The organism is Methylocella tundrae, from assembly GCF_901905185.1.
Classification (GTDB): Bacteria; Pseudomonadota; Alphaproteobacteria; order Rhizobiales; family Beijerinckiaceae; genus Methylocapsa; species Methylocapsa tundrae.
In genome coordinates, this window is record NZ_CABFMQ020000109.1 from 55443 (window position 1) to 82027 (window position 26585).

General features: G+C 61.2%; 26 protein-coding genes, 1 tRNA gene and 1 pseudogene. 16 read left to right on the plus strand and 12 right to left on the minus strand.

What is annotated here, in order from left to right; translation table 11 throughout:
* Positions 1-123 precede the first annotated feature (123 nt).
* Positions 124-450, plus strand: a complete 327-nt coding sequence (locus MPC4_RS16530) for a hypothetical protein (RefSeq protein ID WP_174513482.1) — start codon at positions 124-126, stop codon at positions 448-450.
* 177 nt (positions 451-627) lie between these two features.
* Positions 628-768, plus strand: a pseudogene (locus MPC4_RS16535) (transposase domain-containing protein); the annotation flags it as partial.
* Between the two features lie 139 nt (positions 769-907).
* Here MPC4_RS16535 and MPC4_RS16540 read toward each other — a convergent pair.
* From MPC4_RS16540 to MPC4_RS16565, 6 genes are all read right to left on the minus strand, one after another.
* A tRNA-Leu gene (locus tag MPC4_RS16540) sits at positions 908-992 on the minus strand.
* 64 nt (positions 993-1056) lie between these two features.
* Positions 1057-1566, minus strand: coding sequence for a xanthine phosphoribosyltransferase (gene gpt / locus MPC4_RS16545; RefSeq protein WP_244629067.1), 510 nt, complete (start codon positions 1564-1566; stop codon positions 1057-1059).
* Between the two features lie 6 nt (positions 1567-1572).
* Positions 1573-2319, minus strand: a complete 747-nt coding sequence (locus MPC4_RS16550; RefSeq protein WP_174513483.1) for a competence/damage-inducible protein A — start codon at positions 2317-2319, stop codon at positions 1573-1575.
* Positions 2320-2400: 81 nt separating this feature from the next.
* Positions 2401-3249: an outer membrane protein gene (locus MPC4_RS16555; protein WP_244629068.1), complete on the minus strand. Its 849-nt coding sequence runs from the start codon at positions 3247-3249 to the stop codon at positions 2401-2403.
* 218 nt (positions 3250-3467) lie between these two features.
* Positions 3468-3887 (minus strand): secondary thiamine-phosphate synthase enzyme YjbQ, encoded by a 420-nt coding sequence (locus MPC4_RS16560; protein ID WP_174513485.1) that lies wholly within the window; start codon positions 3885-3887, stop codon positions 3468-3470.
* The gene (locus MPC4_RS16565; protein ID WP_342343638.1) at positions 3887-4546 is read right to left on the minus strand and encodes a M15 family metallopeptidase; all 660 of its coding nucleotides are present in this window, start codon (positions 4544-4546) and stop codon (positions 3887-3889) included. The genes MPC4_RS16560 and MPC4_RS16565 overlap by 1 nt, the downstream gene beginning before the upstream one ends.
* 352 nt (positions 4547-4898) lie before the next feature.
* On the opposite strand from MPC4_RS16565, the gene MPC4_RS16570 reads away from it, so the two are divergent.
* Together MPC4_RS16570 and MPC4_RS16575 are read left to right on the plus strand one after the other, a co-directional pair.
* Positions 4899-5372, plus strand: coding sequence for an RDD family protein (locus MPC4_RS16570; RefSeq protein WP_174513487.1), 474 nt, complete (start codon positions 4899-4901; stop codon positions 5370-5372).
* 85 nt (positions 5373-5457) lie between these two features.
* The gene (locus tag MPC4_RS16575) at positions 5458-6192 is read left to right on the plus strand and encodes an arginyltransferase (RefSeq protein WP_174513488.1); all 735 of its coding nucleotides are present in this window, start codon (positions 5458-5460) and stop codon (positions 6190-6192) included.
* A gap of 6 nt (positions 6193-6198) precedes the next feature.
* Here the strand turns inward: MPC4_RS16575 and parC are convergent, their stop codons facing one another.
* A complete protein-coding gene (parC, locus tag MPC4_RS16580) occupies positions 6199-8451 on the minus strand; it encodes a DNA topoisomerase IV subunit A (RefSeq protein ID WP_174513489.1) in 2253 nt (750 codons plus the stop codon).
* A gap of 428 nt (positions 8452-8879) precedes the next feature.
* Between parC and MPC4_RS16585 the strand changes: the two genes are divergently transcribed.
* On the plus strand, positions 8880-9107 hold the full coding sequence (locus tag MPC4_RS16585; RefSeq protein WP_134489072.1) for a hypothetical protein: 228 nt from the start codon (positions 8880-8882) through the stop codon (positions 9105-9107).
* Between the two features lie 277 nt (positions 9108-9384).
* Positions 9385-9618, plus strand: coding sequence for a hypothetical protein (locus tag MPC4_RS16590; RefSeq protein WP_134489074.1), 234 nt, complete (start codon positions 9385-9387; stop codon positions 9616-9618).
* An 86-nt stretch (positions 9619-9704) separates the two neighbouring features.
* Here MPC4_RS16590 and MPC4_RS16595 read toward each other — a convergent pair whose 3' ends face one another.
* Entirely contained in the window at positions 9705-10985 is a 1281-nt protein-coding gene (locus MPC4_RS16595) for an adenosylmethionine--8-amino-7-oxononanoate transaminase (protein ID WP_174513490.1), read from the minus strand.
* 95 nt (positions 10986-11080) lie between these two features.
* Here MPC4_RS16595 and bioF point away from each other — a divergent pair, with 95 nt between their 5' ends.
* Positions 11081-12229, plus strand: coding sequence for an 8-amino-7-oxononanoate synthase (gene bioF / locus MPC4_RS16600; protein WP_174513491.1), 1149 nt, complete (start codon positions 11081-11083; stop codon positions 12227-12229).
* Position 12230: 1 nt separating this feature from the next.
* Positions 12231-12905: a dethiobiotin synthase gene (gene bioD / locus MPC4_RS16605; RefSeq protein ID WP_174513492.1), complete on the plus strand. Its 675-nt coding sequence runs from the start codon at positions 12231-12233 to the stop codon at positions 12903-12905.
* A gap of 199 nt (positions 12906-13104) precedes the next feature.
* On the opposite strand, the gene MPC4_RS16610 is transcribed toward bioD, so the two are convergent.
* The 3 genes from MPC4_RS16610 to MPC4_RS16620 all read right to left on the minus strand — a co-directional run bounded on the left by MPC4_RS16610 (position 13105) and on the right by MPC4_RS16620 (position 14753).
* Positions 13105-13665 carry a TetR/AcrR family transcriptional regulator gene (locus tag MPC4_RS16610; protein ID WP_174513493.1) on the minus strand — a complete coding sequence of 187 codons (561 nt, stop codon included), beginning with the start codon at positions 13663-13665 and terminating at the stop codon, positions 13105-13107.
* Positions 13666-13670: 5 nt separating this feature from the next.
* On the minus strand, positions 13671-14144 hold the full coding sequence (locus tag MPC4_RS16615) for a nuclear transport factor 2 family protein (RefSeq protein ID WP_134489085.1): 474 nt from the start codon (positions 14142-14144) through the stop codon (positions 13671-13673).
* A 177-nt stretch (positions 14145-14321) separates the two neighbouring features.
* Complete coding sequence (locus MPC4_RS16620) at positions 14322-14753, minus strand: hypothetical protein (protein WP_174513494.1); 432 nt, start codon at positions 14751-14753, stop codon at positions 14322-14324.
* A gap of 429 nt (positions 14754-15182) precedes the next feature.
* Here MPC4_RS16620 and MPC4_RS16625 point away from each other — a divergent pair, with 429 nt between their 5' ends.
* The 3 genes from MPC4_RS16625 (at position 15183) to MPC4_RS16635 (ending at position 19628) form a co-directional block, all read left to right on the plus strand.
* Positions 15183-17282 (plus strand): PHA/PHB synthase family protein, encoded by a 2100-nt coding sequence (locus MPC4_RS16625; protein ID WP_174513495.1) that lies wholly within the window; start codon positions 15183-15185, stop codon positions 17280-17282.
* A 554-nt stretch (positions 17283-17836) separates the two neighbouring features.
* Positions 17837-18733, plus strand: coding sequence for a tRNA glutamyl-Q(34) synthetase GluQRS (gene gluQRS, locus MPC4_RS16630; RefSeq protein ID WP_174513496.1), 897 nt, complete (start codon positions 17837-17839; stop codon positions 18731-18733).
* 157 nt (positions 18734-18890) lie between these two features.
* Positions 18891-19628: a DUF6134 family protein gene (locus MPC4_RS16635; protein ID WP_244629069.1), complete on the plus strand. Its 738-nt coding sequence runs from the start codon at positions 18891-18893 to the stop codon at positions 19626-19628.
* A 185-nt stretch (positions 19629-19813) separates the two neighbouring features.
* Here the strand turns inward: MPC4_RS16635 and MPC4_RS16640 are convergent, their stop codons facing one another.
* Positions 19814-21820 (minus strand): M23 family metallopeptidase, encoded by a 2007-nt coding sequence (locus MPC4_RS16640; protein WP_174513497.1) that lies wholly within the window; start codon positions 21818-21820, stop codon positions 19814-19816.
* A gap of 666 nt (positions 21821-22486) precedes the next feature.
* Between MPC4_RS16640 and rplU the strand changes: the two genes are divergently transcribed.
* The 5 genes from rplU to proB all read left to right on the plus strand — a co-directional run bounded on the left by rplU (position 22487) and on the right by proB (position 26575).
* Positions 22487-22846 (plus strand): 50S ribosomal protein L21, encoded by a 360-nt coding sequence (rplU, locus tag MPC4_RS16645; RefSeq protein WP_174513498.1) that lies wholly within the window; start codon positions 22487-22489, stop codon positions 22844-22846.
* Positions 22847-22989: 143 nt separating this feature from the next.
* Complete coding sequence (rpmA, locus tag MPC4_RS16650; protein WP_174513583.1) at positions 22990-23265, plus strand: 50S ribosomal protein L27; 276 nt, start codon at positions 22990-22992, stop codon at positions 23263-23265.
* Between the two features lie 188 nt (positions 23266-23453).
* Entirely contained in the window at positions 23454-24107 is a 654-nt protein-coding gene (locus MPC4_RS16655; protein WP_174513499.1) for a GNAT family N-acetyltransferase, read from the plus strand.
* A gap of 267 nt (positions 24108-24374) precedes the next feature.
* Positions 24375-25412, plus strand: coding sequence for a GTPase ObgE (obgE, locus tag MPC4_RS16660; RefSeq protein WP_174513500.1), 1038 nt, complete (start codon positions 24375-24377; stop codon positions 25410-25412).
* Positions 25409-26575 (plus strand): glutamate 5-kinase, encoded by a 1167-nt coding sequence (proB, locus tag MPC4_RS16665; RefSeq protein WP_174513501.1) that lies wholly within the window; start codon positions 25409-25411, stop codon positions 26573-26575. The genes obgE and proB overlap by 4 nt, the downstream gene beginning before the upstream one ends.
* Positions 26576-26585: the final 10 nt, after the last annotated feature.

Here is a 26585-nt window from a genome sequence, read left to right on the forward strand (position 1 = left end):
AGTGAGCACGGTGACAATCGTGACGTGCATCACGGTGCAGAGGCCTCCCCGCCAACGTGGCGGGGAGGTTTTCAATAAAGCCGCCGGTTCTTCAATCTCGGATAGATGATTATGGAGGAGATCGTGAAAACGATCCTTGCTATAGCTCTTGTTGCGTCGCAGATGACCTATTACGAGGCTAAGGTCACGACCTTTGGCTGCACTTCGATCGAAGCCGTCTCTCAACTGCAAAAGGTTCGCTCCGACGAGAAAGCGCTTGATGCAGCCTTGACGGAGAAGCAACTCTACGGGGAATGCGTTGCGATCTTGAAGGGCACGCAGGTCCAGGGTTCGATTGACGCCGCCGACGATTCCATACTGCGGGTGAACGAGCAGATCGAACCGCCAGGGTACGAGGCTCCGCTAGAGGACTTCGAAACAAAAGCAATGGATGGAAAGCACGGAGACTAGAGCGTCGGATTATTTGTAAGCGAGGCGCCGATCCTCGCGGAACTGAAGACGTTCCTCGACACAACGCTCGCCAGGATCAGCGGCAAAAGCACGTTCGCCGGCGCCATTCGACGTCGCGCGCGACCCGTCCGCTTGCTCTGCGGCGGGCGGTGGCGGTGCTCATGTATACGCTCATCGATTGCCAAGATGAACGACATCGATTCCGAAGCCTGCCTAACCGACGTCATCGCGCGCATCGCCGATCATCCCATAAACCGTATCGATGAGCTGCTGCCATGGAACTGGAGGCTGCCCGAGATCTCCGTTCAGGATGGCTGAACTATTGTGCTGATTGCACCCGGAATCGAGCCCGAAGGCACTTCTCGAAAAAAATGCTACAATAAAAGCCCCGCCCAGTGCTACAAAACCAAGCGCGAGGACATATTAAGCTTTTGAAATAGAACCATTTTTTTTGAAATGGTGCGGACGACGGGAATCGAACCCGTATGACCAAGGTCGAGGGATTTTAAGTCCCTTGCGTCTACCAATTTCGCCACGTCCGCCTTCGCCTCGACCGCTTTACGCGCTGCCGGAGGCGCAGACAAGGCGCCAGATCGGATCTCGCCTTCAGACCCGCCCGGTCTCGGAAATCGGCGCCTGAAAGCTGAGGCCAAGATCCCAGGGAAAATAGATCCAGGTGTCCTGCGAGACTTCCGTGATATAAGTGTCAACGAGCGGACCGCCGAGCGGCTTTGCGTAAACCGTCGCTATATGGGCTTTCGGCAGCAGCGCCCGGACGATTTTGACGGTCGCTCCAGTGTCGGCAAGATCATCGACCACGAGAACGCCGCTTCCCTCATCGCGGCCGATGTCCGGCGAGACCCCTTTCAGCACCTTGACCTGGCCCCGAACATTCTCGTCCACGTAGCTCGTCACGCAGAAAGTGTCGATGAGGCGAAGGTTCAGTTCGCGGGCGACGATCGCCGCCGGCACCAGGCCGCCCCGCGTCACCGCCACCATGCCGTAGAACGGGCCGCTGGCGCTGAGCCGCCAGGCAAGCGCGCGCGCATCGCGATGAAACTGGTCCCATGACACATGAAAGGCCTTGCGCATATTGGGCTGCGGCGAATCGGGCATCGAGACTCAGACCTGCTCGTTAATGAGGCGCGCCACCAGGGCTTCGATGGCGGCGGCGGCGGCCGCGACCTTCCCGGTATCCTTGCCGCGCACGACGATCTCGTTGCGGAAGGCGCCGTCCTGGAAGGATGGATAAGAGCCGATCGAAAGCTCTGGATTTGCTTTTGCGACATCAGTCAATCCGGCCGCGTAAGCTCCCTCCGGAAGACCGCCCGCCTCGATCGTTTTCGCGACCACTTTGGCGCCCGTGACGAGTTTCTCCGCGACGCGATCCAGCATCGACTGCATGATCGCCGGAACGCCCGCCATGACGATGACATTGCCGATCCAAAAGCCCGGCGCCTTCGAGATATCGTTCTCGATCAACCTGGCGCCGTGCGGGATGCGCGCCATGCGCCGGCGCGCTTCGTTGAGAGCTTCAGGCTTTATCCGTTCCAGCAGCAGCTTGATCGCGCGCGGATCTTCGCCAATGCCGACGCCCAACGCGGCGGCGACGGCGTCGGCCGTGATGTCGTCATGCGTCGGGCCGATGCCGCCGGTCGTAAAGACATAGTCATAGCGCGCGCGCAACGCGTTGAGCGCCGCGACGATCTCGTCGGCGATATCGCCGACGACCCGGATCTCGCGCAGGTCGATGCCGATCTTGGCGAGGTAATCGGCGATATAGCCGCTGTTTGCGTCCTTCGTGCGCCCCGACAGGATCTCGTCCCCGATGACGAGAACAGCGGCCGTCACCGAAGCTTTTTGGGTCATGTGCGGGTCAGCCTGCCAGGCGGAGCCAGCCCATGGGGCCGGGACCGGGTCTGCTCGAAAGCCTCTGCCTTGATGGCAAATTCAGTACCTCGCGACGATCGGCGCGGGAGCGCCCCAGCTGAAGTGATAATTTATGCCGGCGCGGACGATATTGCCATTGAAGCGCGCCGTGGACAATGGACCGCTCGAATAGAGCAAATCGCCTCCTGGGGCAAACGCCAGCGGCGAGAGAGCGTTGCTGACCGAGCCGAGATTATAATAGAGATATTCGGCCTTCACGCTCCAATTGGGGAGGAACATCCATTCCAGGCCGCCCCCGACCGCCCAGCCGACCTGCGTTTTGGTATGGACTCCGAAAGAGCCAAACGCTGGATCAAAGGGCTGGTTTGCCTGAAAGATGTTGGTTCCGGTCTGGACTTCGCCATAGGCTAGTCCGCCGTCACCATAAATCAGCAGAGTCGGCGTCACGAGGTAGCCAAGGCGGGCGCGCACAGTGCCGAGGTAATCAAGCTTGTTGGTCGACTGCACGGTCGACACGATGGTTTCGTCCGGGAAGCCGGCAGGAACGCCGCTACCGCCGAACGAGCCGGTGGAGCTGCTTCCAGTAACGCCCTGAATATCCGCCTCGAGGCCGACGACAAAGCTCGTCGCTAATTGATAATTGTAACCGACCTCGAAGCCGCCGATGAAACCGCTGGAGTTGACAGGAGCAGAACCGCTGGCGAGGCCCGTTGAAAGAGCAAGTTCGGTGGACCAGGTGGGGGCCGCAAAAAACGGCGATGCCGTCGTGTTGACGCTTTTGTTGGCCGCCCACTCATATCCGGCGTTGAGACCCATATAGAGGCCGGTCCAGGCCGGTGGCGCCGGCGGCGCCGGCGGCGGGGCTTGCATGGGCAGGTCGGCGGCGAAGGCGGCTCCCGTAAAGGCCATGGCGCAAGCCGAAGCCAAGACAACGTAGCGTAACATCATAATCCCCCCCGAGATCGAGCATCGCGAATGAAGGAAAGCTACGTCGCTTGACGCTATTCATCAATAATAGCTTGGATCAGCCGCGATGTTATCTTCCGTGCAGTGGCAAAAACACAACGAAACAGCTGGCGGGAACTGAGATTGCTTGATGCAAATGGTTTGTCTTGCCGCGCAGAGCTTCACTCACCCAAAAGGTGCAATATGACCGCGCGCCGATGCGGCGCCCGCCGATGCTCGAATATATAGATTCCCTGCCAGGCTCCCAGCGTCATCGCGCCCGAAGCTACCGGAATCGAGAGCTGAACCTGCGTCAGCGCGGCGCGGATATGAGCCGGCATGTCGTCGAGCCCCTCCGCGTTGTGCGCATAGAGCGCCGCATCCTCGGGCGCGATCCGCTCGAAGAAAGCGGCAAGGTCCTTCTGAACGTCGGCGTCCGCGTTCTCCTGGATCAGAAGCGACGCCGAGGTGTGCTGGCAGAACAAGGTCAAAAGCCCTGTCGAGATCGCTTCCCCGCTGACGAAGGCCGCGACATCGCGCGTTATTTCAGTGAGGCCCTTGCCCCTGGTTTGAATGTCCAGCTGGCGCAGAGCCTGCCGCATCAGCGCACCTCGAAGTCATGCGGGGCCACGCCGCTCAGTCCTTCGAGCGTGAAATGCCACCATTCTTTTTCAAAATTCACGAAGCCGCGCCTCTGCATCAAGGCGCCGAGCTCCGCGCGATTTCGTTTCGCGTCGTCGGAGATCGCGGGATCGCGCGTGCCCGAAGCTTCGTCGAAGAGATCGAACGGCGTGCCGAAATCCATCCCGATGAGGGCGAGATCGACGGCGATCCCGGTCGAATGGGCGGAGGCCCTGGCGATATAGCCAAGCTCGAACAGAGCCGCCTTGTCGAGATGCGGGTAATAGGCGGCCTTCATTGCCTGATCGGAAGGGTCGGCCGCCCAGGCGATGAACGCCGCAGTCGCCCGCTGCGGCCGGTAACAATCATAGACGACAAGGCTTCGCCCCGCCCTTTCGGCATCCTTCTGCACGGCGGCCAGCGCTTCCGCGACCTCGCGGCGCAGCCAGCATTGCGCCGCGCAATAGCCGGGAACAGGACGCCCCATAAAATTCTCAGGCCCAGCGTAACGCATATCCTGACGGATGCGCGGCGCGACGTCAGCCAGCCGCACGAAATCGGGCGGCGGCTCTCCTTCCGGTCCAGCCTTGGCGCCGCACCGGGAGCCAAGCGTCAAAAGGGTGACAGCGGGTGCATTCATGTCGCTCATCATTACTCCATGTCCCGCCGGCGCTCCGACGGCCCCCACACCCGGACCAAGGGCAAAATGCGAGATCAATCTGGCAAAAGCGTCGGCCGGCGAAAGCTTCAAAAAAGCCTTTGATGGTCTGCTTGTTTTTCGTCTTCGGCTCGACGGCGGCCTGGCGCAAGCTTGTCAGCATGTCCGGCTGATAATTCGTAGAAATCAGGCGGCTCCATGGCGAGCTCTCCAGATGGATCTTGTTGCATGCCCCTGTCGAGGCCAAATAGAGTTTCGTGACGCATTCGCCGGGCGGCGTCGGCGCAGCGGCAACCGTTCTGGCAATGCAGAAATCTAGAGAGGAATGCGACGGATGAGCGATTTACGCGGTTTCGACAGGTGGACGATGCCGGGGCCCGCGTATCTTCCGGCCAATTTGCCGCCAGCGGCCTTCTCCGGCGTGTTATTCCGGCGCATCATGGCTTTCATTCTCGATTTTATTCTCGTCTCGATCTTTTCCGTCGCGATCTGGTTTGCGCTGGCGTTCCTGACGCTCGGTCTTACGGTCCTGATTCTGCCTCCGATCTTTCCCTTTGTCGCGTTTTTTTACAACGGCCTCACCGTGTCCGGCGCGCAGATGGCGACCCCGGGCATGCGCGCCATGGACCTTGAGATGCGTCTGATCGACGGTGAGCGCGTCCCTTTTTTGATCGCCGCGGCGCATGCGGTGCTTTTCTATCTCAGCACCATGTTTCCGCCGATTTTTCTTGTCGCCTTAGTAACGGACGGAAAAAGGTGTTTGCATGACATCCTTGCCGGGGTGATCATTACCCGCCGTCCCTTTTAGAAGCGTTTTTTAAGTTGCGGCGACACAAGAACGCGCTAGCCTTGATTGAACAAAGATGAAAACGGGATCAAAGGGACCAACCACCTTGACGCGAGAACCGCGCGACGCGCCCCAGTTCTATCTGACGGCGCCGTCCCCGTGCCCGTATCTCCCGGACCGGCAGGAACGCAAGGTCTTCACCCATCTCATCGGCGGCCGTGCGGTGGGCTTAAACGATCAGCTGACGCTTTCCGGCTTTCGTCGTTCGCAGACGATCGCTTATCGGCCCGCCTGCGAGCGGTGCCGGGCCTGCGTCTCCGTCCGGGTCAAGGTCAATGACTTCCGGGCCACCCGCACTTTTCGCCGCGTGATGGAGCAGAACGCCGACCTCGCCGGCCTCGTCGGACGGACGGAGCCGACGTCCGAGCAATATTCGCTGTTTCGCCGCTATCTCGACGCACGGCACGGCGAAGGCGGCATGGCAGATATGACCGTTCTCGACTATTCGATGATGATCGAGGACAGCCATGTCGAAAGCCGTCTTGTCGAATATCGCGCGCCGGATCTCAATGCGCCGGGCGAGACGCAACTAACGGCGGCATGTCTCACCGACCTTCTCGCCGACGGGCTGTCGATGGTCTATTCCTTCTATGCGCCGGACCAGCCGCGCCGCTCGCTCGGGACATTTATGATTCTCGACCATATCGAGCGCGCGCGCCGCCTCGGCCTGCCTCATGTCTATCTCGGTTACTGGGTCGAGGGCTCGCAGAAGATGGCCTATAAGGCGCGTTTTCTGCCGCAGGAACGGCTTGGCATGAACGGTTGGGAGAGGGTGGGTTAGGCTGCCTTACCCAAACCTGTTGTTCTTGGGGAAGCCGCGCGGCGGCAGGCGTCCGGCCTCGGCGCGGCTGCCGATCCATTCGCCAAGTTCAGCCGCGGAGACCGTAAAGACGCGTCCGGCCGAATCTTTCCAGGTCAAGCCATCGGCGAGGCGAAACACTTTGGCGTCGGCGATGCCGCCATCCCGGTATTTCTGCAGGCGCACGCCTTTGCCTCGCGCCATTTCCTGGACCTGATCCAGCGGGAAAACAAGCAGCTTACGGTTTTCCCCGATCACGGCCAAATGATCCCCGTCGGCGGGCGTGATGATTTTCGCAGCCGCCGGCTTGTCGACATTGAGCAAAGACTTGCCTTTGCGCGTGCCGCCGATCATCTCGTCCTGCGGGGCGACAAACCCGCGCCCGTCGCTGGAGGCGACCAGCATTTTGACGCCGGGCGCATAGGGGAAGACGGCGCAGATCGTCTCGCCCTCGCCGATGTCGGCCATCAGGCGAAGCGGTTCGCCCTGACTGCGCCCGCCCGGCAGCTTCCCGGCGTCGAGCGTAAAGATCTTGCCGTCGCTGGCGAGTACAAGAATTTTCGAAGTGGTTTCGGCGAAGAAGGAGACGCTCAAGGCGTCATCGCCCTTGAATTGCAGGCTGCTCAGCTCCGCGACATGGCCTTTCAGAGCGCGAATCCAGCCCTTTTGCGAGACGACCACCGTCACTGGCTCGCGTTCGACCATTGCGCTTGCAAAATCGACGTCGCCAAGATCCGGGGCAACGTCAAACGTCGTGCGGCGCCGGCCGAGCTTGGTCTCGGGGCCATATTTTTTCTTCAGCTCGCGTATCTGGCCGGTGATCGTCTTCCATTGCTTGACTTCATCGGCAAGCAGCGCCTCGATGTCCCGGCGCTCCTCGACGAGTGCATCGTGCTCGCGCTGGATCTGCATTTCCTCGAGGCGCCGCAGGCTGCGAAGGCGGGTATCGAGAACGTAATTAACCTGCGGCTCCGAGAGGCCGAAAGCCGCCTGCAGCCTTGGCTTTGGCTCATCCTCCTCCCGGATGATGCGGATCACCGCATCGAGATTGAGGAATACGATCAGCATGCCGGCCAGGACTTCGAGCCGGCGAACAATTTCAGCGAGCCGATGCCGCGAACGGCGCAAAAGCACATCGCGGCGATGGTCGAGCCATTGCTGCAACGCCTCCTTGAAGGAGACGACGCGCGGCACGACGCCGCCCTCGAGCACATTCATGTTCATCGGGAAGCGCGTTTCGAGCTCGGTGAGCTTGAACAAATGCTCCATCAGCATGTCGGCGTCGACCGTCCGGCTTTTCGGCTCGATGACGACGCGGACATCTTCGGCCGATTCGTCGCGGATGTCGGCGACGAGCGGCAGCTTCTTGTCGTTCAAAAGCTCGGCGATCTTTTCGATCAGCCGCGACTTTTGAACCATATAGGGGATTTCGGTGACGACAATGACCCAGGCGCCGCGTGCGCTTTCTTCCTTCGTCCAGCGCGCGCGCAGCCGCAGCGAACCGCGCCCGGTGCGGTAGGTTTCGGCAATCGATTCTTTTGACTCGACCAGAACGCCGCCGGTCGGGAAGTCAGGTCCCGGCGCGAAGGCCAGCAACTGGTCCGTCGTCGCCTCCGAATGCGAAATCAGATAAAGCGCAGCGTCACAAAGCTCGGCGAGGTTATGCGGCGGGATCGAGGTCGCCATTCCGACGGCGATGCCCTGCGCGCCATTGGCGAGAAGATTGGGCAGCGCCGCGGGAAGCACGACGGGCTCCTGCTGGTCGCCTGAATAATTCTCGCGAAAATCGACCGCGTCCTCTTCGATGCCTTCGAGGAGCAACCGCGCCACATCCGTCATGCGCGCTTCGGTGTAGCGATAGGCGGCGGCTCCGTCGCCGTCGATATTGCCGAAATTGCCTTGCCCGTCGACCAGCGGGTAGCGCGAAGAAAAATCCTGCGCGAGCCTCACCAGCGCGTCATAGATCGCCTGATCGCCGTGCGGATGGAACGAGCCCATCACGTCGCCGACGATTTTCGCGCATTTCTTGAAGGCCGTCCCCGGATCGAGCCGCAGGATCTGCATGCCATACAGAATGCGGCGATGCACCGGCTTCAGGCCATCGCGCGCGTCCGGCAACGCCCGGCCCATGATGGTCGAAAGCGCATAGGCGAGGTAGCGCTCTTCCAGCGCATCTCGCAGGTTGACGGGCTCGAAACCGCCCGATGCGGGCGGCGGCGGTGGAGAGACGGCTTTTCCCATGGCCAAGCCCTAACCGAGGCAGGCGGGCAGCGCAAGTTCTGTTTTTGTTCTGGTGGCCCGCGCGGCGTCAGTCGCGCGGGCCACCGTCCTCGATGCAAGCAGTTCAGTTTCGTCAACAAGCGAGAGCTGAGCAAAAGAGCGGCCGCCGTCGCTGAAGCTCGAACCGCCTTCTCATTGTGGCGCGATCACCGTGGCGCGATCACCGCAATGTAACGCAATTTACATTGTGTGTTTGCGAAGCTCCATGGAATCTGTAGAATGTGTGATTTACGCAATTGACACACGCTATTCGTCGGCAACAATCTGTTGATAATTGACTGCGAGCGTCAGCGTGGAAACGGCGGCCGTCAGCCTTGCTGGCGACAATTTAGCGACGATTGAAATTGGCATGAATTGATAAGTCAAATATCCATTTGGGAGGCGAAGGGATGCTTCTGGATAATGAGTTTCGACTTGAGTTATTTTCGAGACTGCGCGCCTTGCAGGATCTGGCCTACACGGGGCGCATTCCATGCGGATCGCACGAGCATTTCGAACTTCTCGCTCTTGAAGAATTCGAGTCGCTTTTTGTTCTACAAAGAACGAAAGCCTGCGCCGACATCGCGCTGACGCTCGCGAATCGGTCGGCGCAGAATCAGGTGACGGTTTCCTTTTAGGCACCGGGCCGGGCTGCGGAAATGTTCGGTCGTCGCGCGGGCGCGGCCCTGAGAGCGGCAGATTTTTCCGGACGGTCCCGGGGGGCCTTCTTTGAGCCTGTGCACGTTCGGGCGGAAACGCGGCGGTGTTGCGCTCATGCACTAGTTTCAAGGATGGCGCTCGTCTAGGAAGTTGCGGGCTCATCGCCCGCTCGTCGACAAATGCTGCTCCGTAAGCGGAACGGTTCCCACGGCTCAGCTGTTGTCTATGTCGAGGCGGCTTCACATCGGATGCGACATGACCAGACTGGGTTCGATCCTTGGCTTTGTCTTCAGTTTGGCCGTAATTTTTGCAGCCTATATGGGAACCCAGGACGCGTCGGTCGCCGAAACGAAAGCGCAAACGGCGCTGGACGAAGGCTGCGTTTCTGAAAATGTCGCGTTGGACGAAGGCTACGGCGTGACGCGCACGGAAACGCACATCGTTTGCACGAAAGACCCCAAGGACAAGGAAAAGGCGGCGGCTCACTAGTCGAGGTGAAGCCAGCAGCTTCCCCCAGGATTTTCTGATTTCACGTTCTTCACGAAAACCGGCGACTGCTCGGCAAAAACCCTTCCTCACCATGCCTTAGACCAGGCGCCGAGCACCGCGACGACAGCATCGGTCAGTCTCTTCAGCTCAGCTTCCGCTATGGTAAAGGCCGGCGTCAGATAAACGATATTTCGAAACGGGCGCACCCAGACGCCGGATTCGACGAAACGGCGCTTCAACTCATTCATGTCGTTGATCTGATCAAGTTCGACGACGCCGATCGCGCCCTGAACGCGCACATCGCGCACTCCCGCAAAGTCCCGGCACGGTTCAAGATCGCGCGCCAATGCGGCGGCTATGGCGGCGACCTGCCTCAGCCGCGGCTCGCTCGCGAAAAGATCGAGCGAAGCATTGGCCGCGGCGCAAGCCAGAGGATTGGCCATAAAAGTCGGCCCATGCATCAGCGCGCGCATTGGATCGGTTGAGGAGAACGCCTCGAACACTGTGCTGGTCGCGACCGTGGCCGCAAGGCCCATGGTCCCTCCGGTCAAGGCCTTCGACAAAGCGATGATGTCGGGGACGACGCCCGCCGCCTCGCAGGCGAACATTGTTCCTGTGCGGCCGAAGCCGGTAAAGACCTCGTCGAAAATCAGAAGGATTCCATGCCTGTCCGCAGCGCGCCGCAATTTACGCAAAACGGCCGGATCGTGGAAAATCATGCCGCCTGCGCCTTGCGCCAAGGGTTCGACGAGGATCGCGGCAAGCGCGCCGGCGTGCGCATCGAGCGCGGCGTCGAAAGCCCATTCGCTCGCCTCATCGACGGGAAGGTCAGCAATGACCTGTTTGGTCAGAACGTTCGAAAACAGGCTGTGCATGCCCTCTTCGGGATCGCACACGGCCATGGTAGCGAATGTGTCGCCGTGGTAGCCGCCTTTGAAAGAGAGAAATTTTGTCCGCCCGCCGGCGCCCTGATTGAGCCAGAACTGCACGGCCATCTTCATCGCGACCTCGACGGCGACGGAGCCGCTGTCGCAAAAGAACACCCGGTCGAGAGGCTTTGGCAAAAGCTCGACAAGCCGCCGCGCCAAAGTCAGCGCTGGCGCGTGGGCGAGACCTCCAAACATGACGTGGGGCATGTCGCGGAGCTGCCGCGTCACGGCGCCGGCGATGTGCGGATGGTTATAGCCGTGACACGCCGTCCACCAGCTGGCGACGCCATCGACGAGTTCGCGCCCGTCTGCCAGCTTTATCCGCGAGCCCTGCGTGGCGACCACCGGCAAAGGCGGCGGCGAGGTCAGCATCTGCGTATAGGGCAGCCAGATATGCGGCAGGCCTTTGGTCAACCAATCCGGCGGTACGGCGCTCACTGATTCGCCTCCTGGATTTGCCTCGCGCGATGTTTTTGCGCAAAACCTCGCCTAGCCCTCCCCATCCGCTGCGTCAACGCAGGCCGAACCCGAAAATGAACACGCTAGACGACTTCGCCTCAGCAAAACTCGCCGAACTCGACGCCCAGCATCTGCGCCGGACGCTTGTCGAAAGCGCGCGCGAGGAGGCGCCGTGGGTCTTTCGCGAGGGGCGGCGGCTTTTGTCCTTCTCCTGCAATGATTATCTCAATCTCTCTCATCACCCCGCCGTCAAAGCCGCGGCGGTTGAAGCGATCGCGCGCTATGGAGCCGGCAGCGGCGGCTCGCGCCTCGTCACAGGCAATCATCCTTTGCTCGGCGAACTCGAGACGCGGCTCGCCCGGCTGAAAAGGACAGAAGCAGCCTGCGTTTTCGGCTCCGGCTATCTCGCCAATGCGGGCATCGTCCCGACGCTCGCGGGCGCCAAGGATCTCATTCTGATCGACGAATTGGCGCATGCCTGCCTCTTTGCCGGGACGCAGCTCTCACCGGCGAAAACGATCATCTTCCGCCATAATGACGTTTCGCAGGCGGAAGAATTGCTCGCAGCCCAGCGCGCAAACTTCCGCCGCGCCCTGCTCCTCACCGACGGCGTGTTTTCCATGGACGGCGACCGCGCGCCGCTCGCCGAACTCGCCGCGCTGTGCGCCTCCTACGACGTCTGGCTGATGAGCGATGACGCGCATGGGCTCGGCGTCATCGGCGGCGGGGGCGGATCGGTCACGGCGGCGGGCGCTCCGCCGGTTCCGCTGCAAATGGGCACGCTGTCAAAAGCAATCGGCGGCTATGGCGGCTATCTTTGCGCCTCAAAGCAGGTGATCGATCTCATAAAGACGCGCGCCAGAACGCTCGTCTATTCGACAGGCCTGCCCCCCGCCAGCGTGGCCGCCGCGATCGCCGCGCTGGACATCATCGAAAACGATCCTCTGCTCGTCGAGAAGCCGCTCGCCAAGGCGCGCGCCTTTACAAAGGCGCTCAACCTGCCGGAGGCGCAGAGCCCGATCGTTCCGGTGATCATCGGCGCCCCCGAGGCGGCGCTCGCGGCTTCGCGGCAATTGGCCGAGGCCGGATTTCTCGTGACCGCCATCAGGCCGCCGACGGTGCCAGCCGGCACGGCGCGGTTGCGCTTCGCCTTTTCCGCCGCGCATAGCGATGAAGACATCGCGCGGCTGGCGCAAACGGTGCGCTCCATCATCGGGTCCTGACATGCCGGCTTTTTTCATCACGGGGTCCGGCACCGATGTCGGCAAGACTTTCGTCGTCGCGGGCCTCACGCGGGCCTTCAGGGAACAAGGCCGCGATGTCGAGGTCTTGAAGCCGATCGTCAGCGGCTTCAATCCGGCTGATCCCTCAACCAGCGATCCGGCTATGCTTCTTGAAGCGCTGGGGCGCCCCGTATCAAGCGAGAACCTGGCGCTGGTCTCGCCGTTGCGCTTCAGCGCCCCGCTGTCGCCCGACATGGCGGCGGCGGCGGAGGGCCGCGCCATCGACATGGCCGAAGTTAAGGCATTTTGCGATGAGGCTCTTGCCAGGACGACGGATGTTTTGCTGATCGAAGGCGTCGGCGGCGTCATGGTTCCGCTCAACGCCGCCAAGACACAGCTCGATCTGATGCGCGCGCTAAATCTGCCGCTGATTTTTGTCGGGGGCAGCTATCTCGGCGCCATCAGCCACAGCCTGACGGCGCTCGATGTCTTGCGTGCGAACCGCCTGACCGTCCGGGCAGTCGTCATCAGCGAAACGCCAGACTCTTCCGTCGGCCTTGATGCGACGCTCGCAACCCTCGCGAATTTCACCAGCGCGCCTTTGCTGGCTCTAGCCCGCAATGCGTCGACGGCCTCGAACGAAGCCGTTTTCGCCAGGCTCGCCAGCCTGATTTAATCAGCAATAAGCCAGTTCAGCTCTCAGCTGCGGGCGGCCCGAGCGACGCCCTCAGGGCCGAACCGTTCGACTTCATCCCGGCGCGCCGCCAGCCGGCTAGAGCGGAATGCGTTCAAGCGGAATCGCATTCCGCTCTTTAGGCCTTTGTTTTACCGCATGATGTGGGCCCGAAAAGTCTGCAACTTTTCGGCATCATGCTCTAAGCCGCGAGAAGCCGCTCCTCGATGCGGGCCATTCCCCGCTCGAACACAGCCGTGTCGTTGAGCGCGCGCGAAAGCACAAGCGCGCCCTGGATATCGGCGACGGCTTCTTCCGCCCGTTGCTGCGCTTCCGTCGAATCACTTCCGGCCCGCTCGAGGGCGCCGGCGAGCGCTTCGGTCCAGGCCGCGAAATAAGCGCGGATCTTGGCGGCGAAGCGGTCGCGCACATTGTCGAGCGCGAATGCGCCAACGAGGCATATTCTGCGGCCGGAGCGGAAATAATCGACGACGGAGCGGCACATGCCGCTGATGGCGAGGCCAGCGTCATCGGCCTCGCGCAAGGGCCGATAGACATTGCTCTCGAACCAGTCGTCGATGTCAGCCAAAACGGCGGCGGCCATCTCCTCTTTCCCGCCAGGAAAAAAGTGATAGAGACTGCCTTTGCCAAGGCCCGTCTTTTGACCGATCAGCGCAAGGCTCGCGCCCTCGAAGCCGTTTTCACGAAAAATCTCGGCCAGCTTGGGCACGATATCCGAACGCTCCGCAATAAGCCTCGCCATTGTTCTTAAAGCCCGAGATCCGACAATCCTGGATGATCGGCGGGACGATCGCCCTGAGGCCAGAAAAATTGGCGCTCCGATTCCCTGATCGGCAGATCATTGATGCAGGCGAACCGGCGCTCCATCAGCCCATCCTCGCCAAATTCCCAGTTTTCATTGCCATAGGCGCGATACCAATTGCGCGAATCGTCGCGGAATTCATAAGCGAATCTGACGGCGATGCGATTTCCCGTAAAGGCCCAAAGCTCCTTGATCAGCCGGTAGTCAAGCTCGCGCGCCCATTTGCGCGACAAAAACGCGACGATCGCCTCGCGGCCGTTGACGAATTCCGCGCGATTGCGCCAGGCGCTGTCGACGCTGTAGCCGAGCGAGACCCGGGCAGGGTCGCGGCTGTTCCAGGCGTTCTCGGCAAGACGCACCTTCTGGGCGGCGGTTTCGTGACTGAAGGGCGGAAGCGGGGGGCGTTGTTCATTCGACATTTTTCAGCTCCGGACAGACCAGCTTATGTACTATTCGGTACATACTTTACTATTTGGTACACTTCCGGGACGGCGACGTCAATAGCGCGTAGGAAGGGCCCTTATGAAGAGCTGGGGATTCCCGGCCATGGAGAATAGTTTCAGGACGCTCCGGCGGCGGTGATCACGACGCGCCGCTTAGTTTGCCGGCGTTTTCTTGGCGCCCTGCTTTGAATTCGAGGTCGCCGGCGTCCTGGTGGCCTTTGGCTGCCCGCCCCGAGCGCCGTTGTGGGCCAACGCGCTTTCAAGTTCGCTCTGCAGCGCGTCGAGTTCAGCTTTGGTGCGTGGCTTTGGCCGCTCTGGATCGGTCCCTGTTGTCGGCCGATAATCGAGCGTGTCCTGGGGCGGGCGCGATTGACGCACAAAATCCTTCGCTTCCGGCACATCGGCCCGAAGCCGGGTTTTCATCAGCGTGTCGAGTGGGGAGCCAGTTGGATTCTTCGTCTTTATCCGCGTTTTCTGGGCCGGCGCGGCGGCGGGCTGGACCGGCGCATCGGCGGCCGGGGTAGAGCTTTGCGCAAACGCCGGCGCCGGATGAGCAACCATGGCGCTGCAGATCACAAGGGTCATGAGCCCACCAAGGATAGAGCTTGATCTTGCAGGCTGAAGCCGCGCAGGCTCTAATCCCATCCAGTGATTCTCATCTTGGCGCATTCGCGGCGGCAATCTCAACACGGTCTCGTCAAAACTTTCGCATTTATACGGCGCAGAGCCGCGCACGCCTCTGTAGCGCATTGATTCAACGCCCTTTATCCTCATAAAGACGGTTTTCTGGAGGCGGGAAACCATTATGATGGGCCGCAGACAGACAACCGGCCGGACGAGCGCCTCAATAAGCCTCGGCAAATGCTTATATAGAAAGTCGCCATCCGCTTGAAAGACCGAAGGCGGCGGCGACCGGCGACGCCACTGCCTTTCAAGAGAGGCGCCATGCGTCGCGCGACGATGCGCATCGCCGGAAAAGATAATGTGTAACCCGCAGAGGGAAAGGGGAACGCCATGAGCTCTATCGGATCCCGGCGCGGTGGCGAAAGCGGACAGTCAGGCAAGACGAAAGCCGCGGGACGGAAAAAAAGGGCAAAGGCTGCGGCGGAAAAAAAACTGAGCGCGAGCCAAGCCGAAAAGGCGCTTGGTTCGGCCGCCGACCCGAACGGTCGCGAGCCGTCATCGCCCACAGCGTCTCCGGCTTCCAGCGCCTCGCCGCCAGTTGCTCCTGGCGTGGCTTCCGCCACGGTTATTCCTCCTGGCCTCATGCCTCCGGCGCTCGCAGCGCTCGCGCCAGGTTTGGCGAAGCTGGGTATTCCGATGGAGGGCGCCGGCGATGGCGCGCCAAAGCCGGATCTCGAGCAGATAGCCTACAATATGGCGCGGCTTCTCGAACACGGCGGCAAGGCTCTGGCGGCGTCCCTGAAACCGCCGGAGCCGGGTGAGACCAAAAGCGACCTCTCATCGGAAATGTCGAACGCGATCCGCTCGATCAGCAAGGTCGCCGAACATTGGCTCAGCGATCCGAAAAAGACCGTCGAAGCGCAGTCCGCCCTCGTCGTCGGTTTTCTCTCTCTGTTGTCGAACACGTTGCGGCGGCTCTCGGGCGAAGCTGAAGCGCCCGTCGTGCCTTACGATCCATCGGATAAACGGTTCACAGCTCCGGAATGGCGCGAGAGCCTCGTGTTCGATTTCCTGCGTCAGGCGCACGCCATCGCCGTCAACTGGGCGAATGCGATCATCGACCGCTCGGACGATCTCGATCTGCAGACCCGCAGCAAGGCGAAATTCTACTTTCGGCAGATTTCGAGCGCTCTGGCGCCTTCAAATTTCTTCGCGACCAATCCCGAGGTTCTCAAGGAAACCTGGGCTTCGAACGGCGAAAATCTCGTGCGCGGCGCGGCGATGCTGGCCAGGGACCTCGAAGCGGGTAAAGGCCGCCTCAAGATCACGCGTTACGACGCCTCGAAATTCGAAGTCGGCAAGAATCTCGCGACGACGCCGGGCAAGGTCATCTTCCGTAACGAGCTCATCGAACTGATCCAGTACTCGCCGACGACCGAGACCGTCTACAAGCGGCCGCTGCTCATCGTGCCGCCCTGGATCAACAAATTCTACATTCTCGACCTCACGGCCGACAAAAGCTTCGTGCGCTACGCGGTCTCGCAGGGGCTCACGGTTTTCATGGTCTCCTGGGTCAACCCCGATTCGCGCCATCGCGACAAGGGATTTGAAGACTATATGCGCGAAGGCATATTTGCCGCGCTCGAAGCCATCGAGAAGGCCACCGGCGAAACCAATGTGACGGCGATCGGCTATTGCATCGGCGGCACCCTGCTTTCCATGACGCTCGCCTATATGGCCGAGATCGGCGACAAAAGGATCGAAAGCGCGTCCTTCTTTACGACGCAGACTGATTTCAGCCAGGCGGGCGACCTCAAGATTTTCATCGACGAGGAGCATCTGCGCGACCTCGAACAGAAGATGGCCTCGACGGGCTATCTTGAAGCCTCGGCCATGTCGACGTCCTTCAACATGCTTCGGCCCGAGGATCTCATTTGGTCCTTCGTCGTGAACAATTACATGAAGGGCAAGCCGCCGCTGGCGTTCGATCTTCTCGCGTGGAATTCCGATTCGACGCGCATGACCGCCGCCAATCACATAACCTATCTGCGCGACTGCTATCTCGAAAACAGGCTGGCGCGCGGCAAGGCTGTGTTTGGCGGCAAGACTCTGAACCTCAAGAAGATCACGATCCCGGTCTATCATCTCGCAACGCGTGAGGACCACATCGCGCCGGCGCGGTCCGTGTTCATCGGCGCGCAGATGGTCGGCGGCGATGTTCGCTATGTCCTCGCGGGCTCCGGCCATATCGCCGGCGTCATCAATTCGGTCGCCAAACCGAAGTATCAATACTGGATCGGAGACCGTCCCTCCGGCGCCTTCGAGGAATGGCTTGAAAAGGCGACCGAACATCCGGGCAGTTGGTGGCCCGATTGGCTCGAATGGGTCGTCCGGCAATCGCCCGAGCGTGCGCCGGCGCGAATTCCAGGAAGCGGCGAACTGCCCGCCCTCTGCGATGCGCCCGGCGAATATGTCAAAATCCGCTACTAGAACATGACGCCGAAAAGCCGAAGCCGGTTTTGCAGCGACATCATCCTCCCACTTACTGGGGAGGAACGGATTTCCATTTGCCCAGGCGTCATCGGCAGAGCGGATGACGCGGAAATCGAAGACTACCGAGCGGAATTCGCATCGCTGCGTCAAAGCAATCGCGCTCGCTCATTTTCTAATTTCCCCAAAATGATAAAATGTCTTTATCTTTCCATTAACGCACACTTTGATCCGAATCATTGTTTGTTTCGGGTGCAAGCTTCAAGGCTTGGTCGGTTCGCACACATCGATTATGCTGATAGGCGAAATCATTTTGGTTCCCGATCCGGCCGTCCGCCGCTTTTTTTTTGCAACATCATGATGGGAGGCGATTTGCGCCTTTCACGAGCTTTTGAGACATGGGATCTTTTTTCGCCGCGATCGCCGCGGCGCGACATGAATGTATTTGCAATGATGGATTTTTAAACAATGCCGCCTCGCGCCCTTCGCGAAACGCCGCGACAACTGACGAATGAACGCAGCGCGGGCGTTATTTTGATGCCAGGCGCTCAGGAATGACGCGGAGCTTTTCCAACCAGACCCTCCGTTTTGCGCCTTCGTCGAACGGTTACCTCCATCTTGGCCACGCCTATTCCGCCCTGCTGAATTTCGAAATGGCGCGCGCAAGCGGTGGCCGCATGTTGCTTCGCATAGAGGATATCGACATCGATCGCTGCCGTCCCGAATTCGAGCAGGCGATCTACGAGGATCTTGAATGGCTTGGGCTCAGCTGGGAGCTTCCTGTGCGGCGCCAGTCCGAGCATTTTTCCGATTATGCGAACGCTCTTGAGAGGCTGAGATCGCGCGGACTGGTCTATCCCTGCTTCTGTTCGCGCGGGGACATCATGGCCACGGTCGCTGGACGCCCCGATTCGCCGCGCGATCCGGACGGCTCGCCGCTATATCCGGGAACGTGCAAGCATTTGCCGCCAGCGGAGCGCGCGCGCCGGCTCGCAGGCGGCCGCTCCGCGGCGCAGCGCATCGACATGGACGCGGCGATGGCTTCGCTTGGCTTTCAGCTCGGCTGGCGGGAACGTCCCGTGTTCGGCTCAAGCGCGGAAGGCCGCGAAATCATAGCCGAGCCCGCGTTGTGGGGCGACGCCATTGTGGCGCGCAAGGACATCCAGACCAGCTATCACATCGCCGTTGTTGTCGATGACGCGCTGCAAGGCGTCACAGATGTCGTGCGCGGCGAGGATCTTTTCATGGCGACGCATCTGCATCGCTTGCTGCAGGCCTTGCTCGATTTGCCGGAGCCGCGCTATCGCCATCACAGGCTGCTTCGCGACGCCTCGGGCCACAAATTGTCGAAGTCGTTGCGCGCGAAGTCGTTGCGCGCGCTACGGCAGGAAGGGCTGTCGCCAGAGGCCGCGCGCAAATTGCTTGGCGGGGAACTGATCGCCGCCTCATGACTCTCAAACTGCCAAGATAAAGCAAGACTCGCCCGCCGGGAACACCGCGCTCAAAAAGATACGAATACCTCTGTTTAAGGCAAAATAAAGAAAGCGCGGGGCCGAATTGACCCAAAACCGTCGCTTTTGCTGCGTAGGATGGAATCTAAACGCAAATATGGGTGATGATATGAGAACTTTTGGCGTTGTGCTTGCTCTTCTGACGGCAGCCGCCCCTTCCGCGATCATCCTCGCGCACGCTGACCCTGCGGCGCATGGCGAAAGCGCTCCGGCTCCGCGCGCCGACGCCCACGCGCACACACCGGCGCCGACCAAGATGCATCAAACTTTCGATATTATTCGAAAGGATGACAAGATTGGCGCAAATGTGGTGGATATCGATCGGACAGCCGACTCGACGACAGTGAAAAACAAGACGGATATCTCCGTCAAGCTGATGTATGTCGAGGTCTACCGCTATCAGCACAACTGCAGCGAGACTTGGAAAAACGGTCAGCTGGCGGCGTTCAAATCGCAAACCGACGATAATGGCACGAAGCACGTCGTCGAAATCGCGCCCTCGACGACGCCTGACAAGGTCACGCTCATCGTGGATGGCAAGAAAAGCGAAGAGCCCAAATCGATTGCGCCGGCGAGCCTTTGGAGCAAGGACCTCGTCACCCGCACGGAGTTGTTCGATCCGGCTGACGGAAAGCGCATTTCGGTCAAGGTCAAGGATCTTGGCGAAGAGACGCTGACGATCCAGGGCGTCAAGCATCAAACGCATCACTACCAGCTTTCGGCGAAGCCGCCGGGCGATTTTGACCGCGATCTGTGGTTCGAGGGAGACGAACTGGTCCGAATGAAAATGCTCGGCTCCGACCACTCGCTGATCGTTTCAGACCTCGCCAAATAAGGCTGGAGCCGGAGCCCCGATCACCTTCATAAAGCGAAGCGGGGGCGGTTCGTCAAACCAGACGCCGATGAAAGAACTGAAGGCGCGCGCGACAGTCGTCGCATTTTGGAAGGCGTCTTCAGGCCACAATCCGACCGCTCAGCAGGTGATCAGCCCGAACGCCCCCCGGTCCAGGAATTCCTGAATTATTTGGCGCGCTGCTCCGCGACGACGCGCTCGGCCGCGGGCGCTTCGGCGACGAGACCGTCTATGCGGTCACGCTCACGCCTGAAATCGGCCAGCATGCGGCCGTCGAATTCGCGCGTGCGCGATAGCTTGACCTTCATCGGGTCGACGAAATGGCCGTTGACCAGAACTTCGTAATGAAGATGCGGTCCGGTTGCGAGGCCGGTCTGGCCAAGGTAGCCGATCACCTGGCCCTGGCGGACTCTCGCGCCTTCCGTGGCGCCTCGGGCGAAGCCCGACATATGGTTATAGGTCGTCTCATAGCCGTTCGCATGCTCGATCTCGATGCGGCGGCCGTAGCCGGAATCCCACCCCGCCTTGACGATCACGCCATTGCCGGCGGCGAAGATCGGCGTGCCGATCGGGGCCGCCCAATCGACGCCGGTGTGCGGGCGCGTATAGCCGAGGATCGGATGAAAGCGGTACCCGAATCCAGACGTGAATTTGGCGTTGATGATCGGGGTTCGCACCAGAAACTTGCGCGTTGAACGGCCGTCCTGGTCATAAAAGTCGACGACGCTATCGTCGGGCGTCTGAAAGCGGTAGTACCGATAGGTTTCACCCCGCGCCGTGATCGTTGCGTAGAGGAGGTTATGACCTTCGCTTTCGTCGGTCTCATCGTAGAAAGCCTCAAAGGAATCGCCGCCGCTGACAGGACGCTGGAAATCGACGTCATTGGCGAAGATGCGCACCAGATCATCGATGATCGGACGCGGAATCTCCTGCTTCAAAGCCGTCTCGTAGAATGAATCATAAAGCCGCATGCCATCTTCATCGTCGGCGTCATCGCTGTTGGCGGCCGGCCGTTTGGCGGGATGGGCCGGCGCCATCACAGGCACATAGGCGCCGCGATCGTCGATGGCGACGCTGCTCTCCAATGTCTCGTCCGAGTAGATGGAAAGACGCGCAAGCGTCAAACCTTCCCCTGAGCCGTCGAGATCTGCAAAGAGCAGCTTGACGCGGCGCCCTTCCGGCGCGGCCAATTCGCCAGGCTTCAGCTTGAAGGCGGCCATCACGGACGCGATCCTCGCCTTGCCGAGCCCCGCCGTACGCAAAACGTCTTCCAGCGTTTCGCCGTGGCGGACGACGACAAGGCGCTCCTCCGCCTGCGCGCCCTGCGGCGTCTGCGGCGAGCGGCCGACATTGGTCACATTTTCCGGAACCATGCGCACCTCGATGGCCGAAAAAGGCGTCGTCTTGATCTGATCCGCGGGATTGGCATAGGCGAGCATGCCGGGGAGATTGGTGCGGCTCGTGCGCATCAGCAGAAGTTGCGGCGGCAAAGCAATCTGCCTCGATCCGGCCGCCGCCGTATTCTTGACGTGTTCGGCGACCTGGGCCCGCACCTCATCCTCGCTCAATCCGATGGGCGAAAGATCTTCGACGGCGATATCGCGCGTCGACCAGGACACTTCGGCGTCGTCCTGAACGGGCTCGGGCGCGACGTCGATCGGATTGCGGGCGTCGGCCAGGATTTTGAGCGGGTTGAACGGCGGCACATCCTCGGCGAAGCCCGCGCTGTTCAGGAGCAGCGTCGTCTCGACGCGCGTGAAGGTGTGAACCTTCATGACCTCCTTGTCGCCCACCTTGATCGCCGTCGGCGCGCGGAAAGTCTGCTTGGCGGCGACAATATCGACCGACTTGACCAGACGGTCCGCCTTGTGCTGGTCGACGCCGAAATCGACGTTGATTTCCTTGCGCGGCGCGAGCGACGGCGGCTCGGCGAAATAGGATTGATTGCCGAGCGAGGCGTAGATAGCCGCGCCGATCAGAGCGCCGCCGGTGACGCCGGCCAGAATCGTGCCTGAAAACCATCGCAGCGATATGCGACGCCGATCGAAAGACGAATGCCGCTCGCCGTCGGCCTCAATCGCGGGCTCGTGGCCGAGATCCACGCCGCCATGCAAGCGGTTCGACCACAGACCCGGCACAAAAGGGTGGCTGCGCAAGGGCGCGTCCATTGTCATTGTGATGTTCTGACCCTTGCCAATGCCCTGCTCTTTTTAAATCGGCCGCGGCGGGCCGGCGCCGTTCAGCGCGACATACGGCGAAAACCCCGCGCCAACGTCCTGTAGACGGATCATCCCATTCGAGATCTGACGAAAGCGCCCTTCGAGTGAATTGGCGCGGCGGGTTGTGCGCTGCGCCGGACAGGTTTTGTGATACCGGCGGCTTTGCGCATGACGCATCGCCTTAAAGGGATCAAGCCGTTATTGTAAATGGCTCCAGCGATCCCTTGAGATTTAAAGAACGATCCTTTCCCGAAAATATCGCGCTTGAGACGCGTGTGACCGCGGCGACGCCAAAGGCGATGAGCGAGGGAAGACAAAGCCTGCCGAAGATGGCTCAAATGCGGCGCTCGCGGTCGCCGGGCGCGCTCCGAAGGAACGGTTGACAAGCATTTGTCGGTTTTGTATTGAACTGCCATCTCAGCGCGGCGCTTCGGCCGCGTTTTTTCGTTTGCGCAGCGTGGCGCTGTGCTTTTGCGGGATAGCCCAAAAGCATGGCGGAGGCCGCGGATCAAGTCTGATCGGCGCGCGAGAATGAGCCTCTAACGGCTTTGTGACTACTGCCAAGAAGCCGGCCTGCGAGGTTTCACCTCGAAAGAGCCGGATCGAACATAAGGGAAAAAAATGTTCGCAGTCATCAAAACCGGCGGCAAGCAATACAGCGTTTCCGCCGACGATACGATAACGGTCATGAGTCTTCCGGGCGAAGCGGGCGACGCCGTGACTTTCGATAATGTCCTGATGCTCGGCGGAGACGGCGAGCCGACGGTGGGCGCGCCCTTTGTTCCAGGCGCCAGCGTCGCGGCCGAGATCGTCGAGCAGAAACGCGGCCCCAAGGTCATCTCTTTCAAGAAACGGCGGCGGCAGAACTCGAAGCGCAAGCGCGGCCATCGCCAGGATCTGACGCTGGTGCGAATCACCCAGCTTGTGTCGGGCGGCGGCGCTGCGCGCGCGGCGGCTTCGTCCGAATCGCCCGAGACCTGAGCGACGCGGCGGAACGAAATTTGCTTTGCGGTTCGAAAAACGCCTGTCGCGCTTTCGGACCGTGAGGATGCACCAAACCAGTCATGCAAGCGAGCGATGTGCGCAACGGCGCCTCCATCGCACAGATATTTGGAGCCAGTTCGATGGCGCATAAAAAAGCAGGCGGCTCGTCCCGCAACGGCCGCGATTCCAAGGGCCGGCGTCTCGGCGTGAAGAAATTCGGCGGCGAATCCGTGGTGAGCGGAAACATTATCGTTCGCCAGCGGGGCACCACCTGGCACCCCGGCGCCAATGTCGGCCTCGGCACTGACCATACCTTGTTCGCTCTGATCGAAGGCAAGATCAAATTTTCGACCAAAGGAAATGGCCGCGCCTATGTATCGGTCATTGCTGAGCCACAAACGCAAGCTACAGAATAAGGGCGGAGAGACTGGAAAACCTCCGCCTGTCCCATCAGACCCGGCGGACTAGGTTTTCTGAAATGTTTGAAAACCGCTCTTTGGAAATCAGGGAAGTCCGGAAAAGCTCGAACGGCTTTGCAACGGGTGTGGGGAGTCGCCGCTCTCTTTTGTTGCAGAACCCTATGGGTTCGCCAGCCGGAGCCACCATGTTCCCTGATCTAACCTGCGACGATATCTTTCGTCTCGAAACCAAACGACTGTGGCTGCGCTGGCCCCGCGTCAGCGACGCCCCGGCGGTCACGAGTTTCGCAAGCCTCGCCGAAACAGCGCGGATGACGGCCGAGATCCCGCATCCCTATCCCGCCGGCGAAGCCGAACGCTTCATTTTCCAGGCCCGCGCCGACAACGCCAACGGCAATGCGCTGATTCTCGTGATCAGCCAGAAGGGTGACTGCCGCCCGGTCATCGGCGTCGTCAGCGCCACTCTGTCGGAAGCCGGAGACATCGAACTCGGGTTCATCCTGTCGCCGGCCGCATGGGGCAAAGGCTTCGCCACCGAAGCGGTTAGGGCGCACATCGAGGCGCTTTTCGCCTTGACCAAAGCCGAACGCATTCTCGCCAATGTGAGGGTCATCAACCAGGCGTCGCGTCGCGTCCTGGAAAAGTGCGGGTTCGCTTACGTGGATGCCGGGCTTGACCTGCTGCCTGCGCGCGGCGGGCTTTATCCCTGCGACCGGTTCCTGCTCACGAGAAAGGGCTGGACCACCAGCCGCCTCAACCCCCATCTTCCCGCGATGGCGCACCAGACGCCAGACGCCATGGCGGCAATCTTGCACCTTGCCTCGACGATCGAGGCTTAGGGCATGATCCCGAAAAGCCCCGAGGTTTCTGGCCAAGAGCGCGCCTGAAACAAAAGGATAAGAGCCGCGGCATTTTCAAGCGGCCGCGCATGATTTTCGGAAAGCGCCCGACTTTTCGGATAGGATCATGTTTCAAGGCGAGAAAACGGGTGTGAGCGGTCAACTGGGGCCGCTCATGCTCCGACATTTTGCAAGGCTGCTGCGCAGGCCGGCAAGGCGTCGTCTTTTCCTTGAAATGATCCCTCGTTCTCCATAGACGATACAGCGATGAAATTTCTCGACCAGGCCAGAGTTTACATACGTTCGGGCAACGGCGGCGCAGGCTGCCTGTCGTTCCGGCGCGAGAAATTCATCGAATTCGGCGGCCCCGACGGCGGTGACGGCGGACGCGGCGGCGACGTCATCGTCGAATGCGTCGGCGGCCTCAACACACTGATCGACTACCGCTACCAGCAGCATTTCAAGGCGAAGACCGGGACCCATGGCATGGGCCAGAACCGCTCCGGCGGCAAAGGCGCCGACGCTATTCTGAAGGTGCCAGCCGGCACGCAGATCTTCGACGAGGAAGGCGAACAGCTCATCGCCGATCTGACCGAGATTGGCCAGCGCGTCACGCTCGCTCGCGGCGGCAATGGCGGCTTCGGCAACGCGCATTTCAAGACGGCGACGAATCAGGCGCCGCGGCGCGTCAATCCCGGCCAGGAGGGCGAAGAACGCACCATCTGGCTGCGCCTCAAGCTGATCGCCGACGCCGGGCTCGTCGGACTGCCGAACGCCGGCAAATCGACCTTTCTTTCAATAGTCAGCGCGGCGCGGCCGAAGATCGCCGACTATCCCTTCACGACGCTCCATCCGCAACTCGGCGTCGTCGCTTGCGACGGGCGCGAGTTCGTCCTCGCCGACATTCCCGGCCTGATCGAGGGCGCGCATGACGGCGTTGGCCTCGGTGATCGCTTCCTTGGCCATGTCGAGCGCTGCCGCGTGCTTTTGCATCTCGTCGACGCCAATACGGAGCACGCCGGCAAAGCCTACAAGACCGTCCGCCGCGAACTCGAAGCTTATGGCGAGGGCCTTGCCGACAAGCCCGAGATCGTCGCTTTGTCAAAGATCGACAGCGTCGACGCCGAGACCCTGAAGCAGCAGGCCCTGCGCCTGAAGCGCGCCGCCAAGCGCACGCCGCTGAAAATTTCGGCCGCGACCAACGTCAACGTGCGCGAGGCCTTGCGTGCTGTTCTGGCCGAGATCGACGCGGCCGACGCTCAACAGGAGGCGGCGGTGGCGCCCGCCGCCGAGTGGGCGCCATGAGTCAGAGCTCCGCCGCGAGACGCTTCGCCAGCGCCCTGCCCCGGCTCGATCAATTCCGCAGGATCGTGATCAAAGTGGGCTCGTCTCTTCTCGTCGACCGGGCTCAGGGCCGCGTCAAACGGGAATGGCTCGCCTCCCTGGCGCGGGATATAGCTGCGCTGCATGCCAAAGGCGCTGATGTCCTCGTCGTCTCGTCGGGGTCGATCGCGCTGGGCCGAACCGTGCTCGGCCTGCCGGACGGAAATCTCAAGCTCGAGGATAGTCAGGCCGCCGCCGCCGTCGGACAGATCGCGCTGGCAAGGATTTGGGCCGAAACGCTCGCCGATCTTTCCATCACGGCGGGGCAAATTCTCGTCACCTTCGGCGATACCGAACAGCGCCGCCGCTATCTCAATGCGCGGGCGACGATCGGGCGCCTGCTTGATCTTCGCGCCGTGCCCGTCATCAATGAAAACGATACGGTGGCGACATCCGAAATCCGCTATGGCGACAATGACCGCCTCGCCGCGCGCGTCGCCACCATGGCCAGCGCCGATCTTTTGATTCTGCTGTCTGACGTTCAGGGGCTTTACACCGCGCCGCCCAATGAGAACCCCGACGCTGCGCTGATTCCGGTTGTGCCGCGCGTGACTGCGGAGATCGAAGCGATGGCCGGCGGCGCAGCTTCTCATTTGTCGCGCGGCGGCATGCGCACCAAGATCGAGGCGGCCAAAATCGCAACGACAGGAGGCGCACATATGCTGATCGCCGACGGGAGGGTTAAACATCCCGTGGCCCGCATCAGCGAGGGGGCTCCATGCACCTGGTTCCTGACAGGCTCCAGCCCCGTCACCGCGCGCAAAAAATGGATCGCCGGCTCGCTTGAGCCACGCGGCGCGCTGCATCTTGACGCCGGCGCCGAGCGCGCCATCCTGTCGGGCGCGAGCCTGCTGCCGGCCGGCGTCACACGCGTCGAGGGTAATTTCGCGCGCGGCGACTGCGTGCTGATGCGCAATGTGCAGGGCGGCGAGATCGGGCGCGGCCTCGTCGCCTATGACGCCGGCGAAGCGGTGCTGATCGCCGGCCGCAACTCGCACGATATTGAAGAGCTGCTCGGCGAGCCGGGCCGCGCGGCGCTGATCCACCGCGACGACATGGTGGTGGCGGGCGACCGGCTGGGCTGATTTCCAACAA